2 protein-coding genes and 2 pseudogenes are annotated in these 3,871 nt (G+C 64.5%); all 4 read right to left on the bottom strand.

All coding sequences use genetic code 11. The features are described 5' to 3' along the window. Positions 1-501, bottom strand: a pseudogene (locus WAW17_RS18950) (IS110 family transposase); the annotation flags it as partial. Positions 502-942: 441 nt separating this feature from the next. Continuing rightward, entirely contained in the window at positions 943-2,007 is a 1,065-nt protein-coding gene (locus WAW17_RS18945) for a BtrH N-terminal domain-containing protein (RefSeq protein WP_422334475.1), read from the bottom strand. A gap of 46 nt (positions 2,008-2,053) precedes the next feature. Continuing rightward, positions 2,054-2,891 (bottom strand): annotated as a pseudogene (locus WAW17_RS18940) (SDR family oxidoreductase). A 394-nt stretch (positions 2,892-3,285) separates the two neighbouring features. Continuing rightward, positions 3,286-3,871: transglutaminase-like domain-containing protein (locus WAW17_RS18935; protein ID WP_422334474.1), on the bottom strand; the 586-nt coding region annotated here is incomplete at its 5' end.

The raw sequence follows: 3,871 nt of genomic DNA, 5'->3' as shown, positions 1-3,871 counted from the left end.
TCGAGCGCGGGGTGAATGCCGGTCAGCAGTCCGCGGATTCGGTTGCTGACGCGGGTTGCTTCACCGGCGAGATCGTCATCGAAACCGATCAGCACACCGAGCTCGGCGAGTGTGTCATCACCGGTATCGACTCGTCGCAGCGTGTGGGGCATGGTCCGGGCCGTGTCGGCGATGATGAACGCAGGCCCGCGCATCAGTTTTGGCTTGCCCTGGATACAGATCTGCGATGCGGCGCATCGACAGACCCGGTAGGGACGCGACCTGGTGCTCGCAGGATCGGGAGACGGTGACCGGCAGGGCGTCGCCGATCGTATTAGGCTGATCGACGACGATCAACAGCGGCCCGCGCGTGGCGAGGCGGTCGAACACTGCGCGCAGGCGGGCCTCGTCATTGGGTAGGGCTTTGCCGTACAGACGGGTTCCGTCGACGGCGAGACCGACGGCGTGATGTTCGGATTTTCCCACGTCGATGCCGCAAAACACGGCGTAACTCGTGGCCATGAAGCAGTCCTTCGTCCGGTTACCTCCGGTCACCGATCCGACGTCAACACCCGGCGACAGCCCCCCCGGATCATCGATGACAGGGGCGAGAAGTCATACCGGGTCTGGCGACCGTAGCCCTCGGTTTCAAGGATCAGCTAGAAGATAACGGGCCTGGCCCGATAGCCCACACGACGCGGCCGTAGAGCCGAAAACGGTGACCGCGAAACATCGAGGGCTCCCGTCGGCGGCTGAATTGCTGTCGGCGTGAGGCAGGGATCAGGGTCTGTTGCCGAGCAACGACACGGCATCGATACAGCGTCCACCGAGAGGCGTCCGACTGTTCCGTCCGGCAACTCTTCGGTCGTTCGGTGCCTCCGCACGCCTGGGGCGATCCGACACGAGCGGCCGCAGCACAGTGCGATGCGCCGTTCACCGCGCGCCGTCGAACGACGATGGGCATCATCTCGTGATGGCGGACAGCGAGCGTGAAGCAGACTCCAGGGACTCCGCCAGGATCAGCTCGAGTGCAGGCAGTTCGGCAGCCGACACGGCCACCGCAGCTGCGCGTGTTCGTACATCGAGACCGCGTTGTGTTCCGGCGCGGGCAGTTTCGGTCCAGGCCTGGGCGCAGTGATCGGCGGCCACCGCGAGGTCTGCGGTAGCGGGATCACCGGTCAGACGTGCAATCTCGGTACAGCCGTCGGCGAGAAGCCGACGAAAGAGCCCGCCTCCGGTTCCGGCCTTTTCGATGAAGATACCGAGACTGAACAGCAGCGTCTCGAGGTCATCGGGCGGAAGGTCGACCCAGCTCTTGACGTCGGTTGCCAGCTGGTCGACCGCGGCCAATCCTTCGGCACCGGCTGCTGGTACGTGGTCGGCTATTCCCGGTGTCGATGGGGCGCGCATGCTGGCGGCGGATCGGGCGAAGGCCGCGGCCGCGGCAGTCGACACGGGCGGCAGTGTCTGCGGCCACGTGATTCGGTACGTGCAGTGACGTGTCGGTTGCGGGACCGAGGTGGAAGATCGCGCCCGAGCGAGCGCGTCGAGCGGGATCTCCTGCACGTCGGCCCGATCGTTGTCGACGACCGAGGCAGTCCCCGCGATCTCGTCGTAGCCGATCACCACGATGTCGTGGCGACTCATCTGCAGTTTCACCCGTAAGTAGGGCAGCTCAGCGATATCGGCCCAGACCAGACTGGGTCTTCCCGCATCGATGTCGTCGCGAACCCATGACCATCCCTCACCGGGATCGTCGGTCGTGAGAACCTCGACTTGTCCGCCGAGCCTGCGCGGTAAGTCGATCTCGAAGTCGGCACCGCGGCCGACCAGGTACATCGGTGGGACCAGGTCGTCCGATCGCAGGTAGGACAAACCCAGATCACCACCCAGTGCGAACACCAACCCCTCGTCGGGTGGTCCGTCCCATCCCAGACCGTGCCAATGGAGAAGGTCTCGCATTGCACCTGACCCGCAGTGCCCTCCCATCCGGTGGGGATAGTTCTCGATCAGAGTCGTGGGGGTCACTGTGACTGCCTTTCGGGTTGCTGGTCGAGCGCGCGTGTCGGCACGCTCAGCTGTTCCGGATTCTGTCGAGATACGTTCGGCGAGCAGCCATGTCCACGTCCGCGAGGAACACCGAATCTGTGTTCAGGGCCGCACCCAGTCCGGTCGCCAGACGCCGGGGGACGAATTTCACCGCCGAGACCATTGCGCCTGCGAGACGGGTGACGCGGACGAAGGGGCGTGGATTCTCGATCAGATCTGCTGTCGCGCGGGCGATCTCCTCCGGCTCGGCGTTGCGTAATCCCTTTGCGCCGGCGGTTCCGGCGACGAGTTCGGTGTTGGTGAACGTCGGGCGGACTGTGGACAGTCGAACCCCCTGACTTGCGGTACTCCAGTCGTGCGGCCTCTGTGAATCCGATGACTGCGAACTTGGTAGCGCAGTAGGTCGCCAAACCAGGTACCGCGAGCTCGCCGGCCAATGACGCAGTGTTGATGATGTGTCCGGTGCGGCGCGGCAGCATTCGCTGAAGAGCCAGTTTGGTCCCGAAGATGACACCCAGGACGTTGATCTCGACTTGCCGCCGGGTTACTGCATCGTCCTCTTCGTGGGCGTGGCCGGTAGGCATGATGCCCGCGTTGTTGATCAGGATGTCGAGGGGTCCGAGTTCACGTTCGACCAGGTCCAGAAACGTTGTGAACGAGTCAGGTTCGGTGACGTCGAGTCGGGTGACGACCTTCACCCCGAGTTCGGCGGCGGCCTCCTTCGCACGTGCCTCGTCGATGTCGCCGATGGCGACCCGGTGGCCTCGTCGAATCAACTCCTTCGCTGTCTGATAGCCGATGCCGCGAGCTCCACCTGTGATCGCCACGGTCCTGGCGGGGGTGTGAGGTGCGTTGTTCGTCATGCTGCGCTCCTTGCATAGATGAGAGACATCGGTAGACGCCTTTCGGCCCGCTCTCGCGGTAGCGGCTGCGCACACGGGAGAGGGATATGGGTATCGCGCGGCGTCTCGTGCCCGGGGAGGCGTTCGGATCGGTCGTTCATCGCCCGCAGCCGCAACCCCAGCGGCAGAACGGGTCTCGTCTGTTCGGTGCAACTTCCGGTGTCGGCCTTCACACGGCCGCGCCGACGAGACAGTCATGTGGCACAGCTCTGCCAGCAGGTGTCGGCTCACCCGATTCGAAGGTGTCCGAGGCAGTCCGAGTGTTCACGATCGCGATTGTTCGCGGAGAGAGCTCCGACCGATCGGCAGTCGGCCGCGATACGGGGTTCGGCGCGTATATTCTCACCGCTTGTGTTCATCGAGACTCCCGCGGCGAGTTTCGATCCCCGGGAGTTTCGTCCGGCCGGGTGCGGCCGGTGAAAACATCATCGAGTGGGTGAGCGCCCGTGAAGATCGTGGGGCCGTAGGCGTGCCGAAGCACCGTCAAGATCGCGTTCAAGGGTAGGTCGTCGAAGACTCCTCGCTCGCGGACATACTCCATGTGCTGAGCTCCGTCTGCGGTGAAGGCATGCATGAGAGCATCGCGATCGCCGTCGAATTCCACTGGCGGCACGCCGAAACGAGCGCACAACTCGACATTGAATGCCGGCGTGGCCTTCAACCACCGGCCCTCGATGTAGAGGCGACTGTAGCCGTGGTAGACGAACAGGTCGGTGCCGCCCATCAGCGCGCGCAACGTCTCGGTCTGCAGGTGATTTCGGACGTCGGCGAAGCCGAGCAGTGCCGGGATACCCGCCGCCCGGCACACTGCGGTCAACAGCACCGCCTTCGGGACGCAGTAAGCGCGCCCGGTCTCGAGGACGAAGCTCGCTCGATAATGGGCGGGATCGTCCGACACCGGGTAGGGGTCGTACCAGATCTGGTCGCGGACGGTGGCGAAG

The sequence above is a fragment of the Rhodococcus sp. (in: high G+C Gram-positive bacteria) genome (assembly GCF_049286785.1).
Taxonomy (GTDB): domain Bacteria; phylum Actinomycetota; class Actinomycetes; order Mycobacteriales; family Mycobacteriaceae; genus Rhodococcus_F.
Note: the sequence above shows the minus strand (reverse complement) of the source record. Positions and strands in the feature narration are given on the sequence as shown.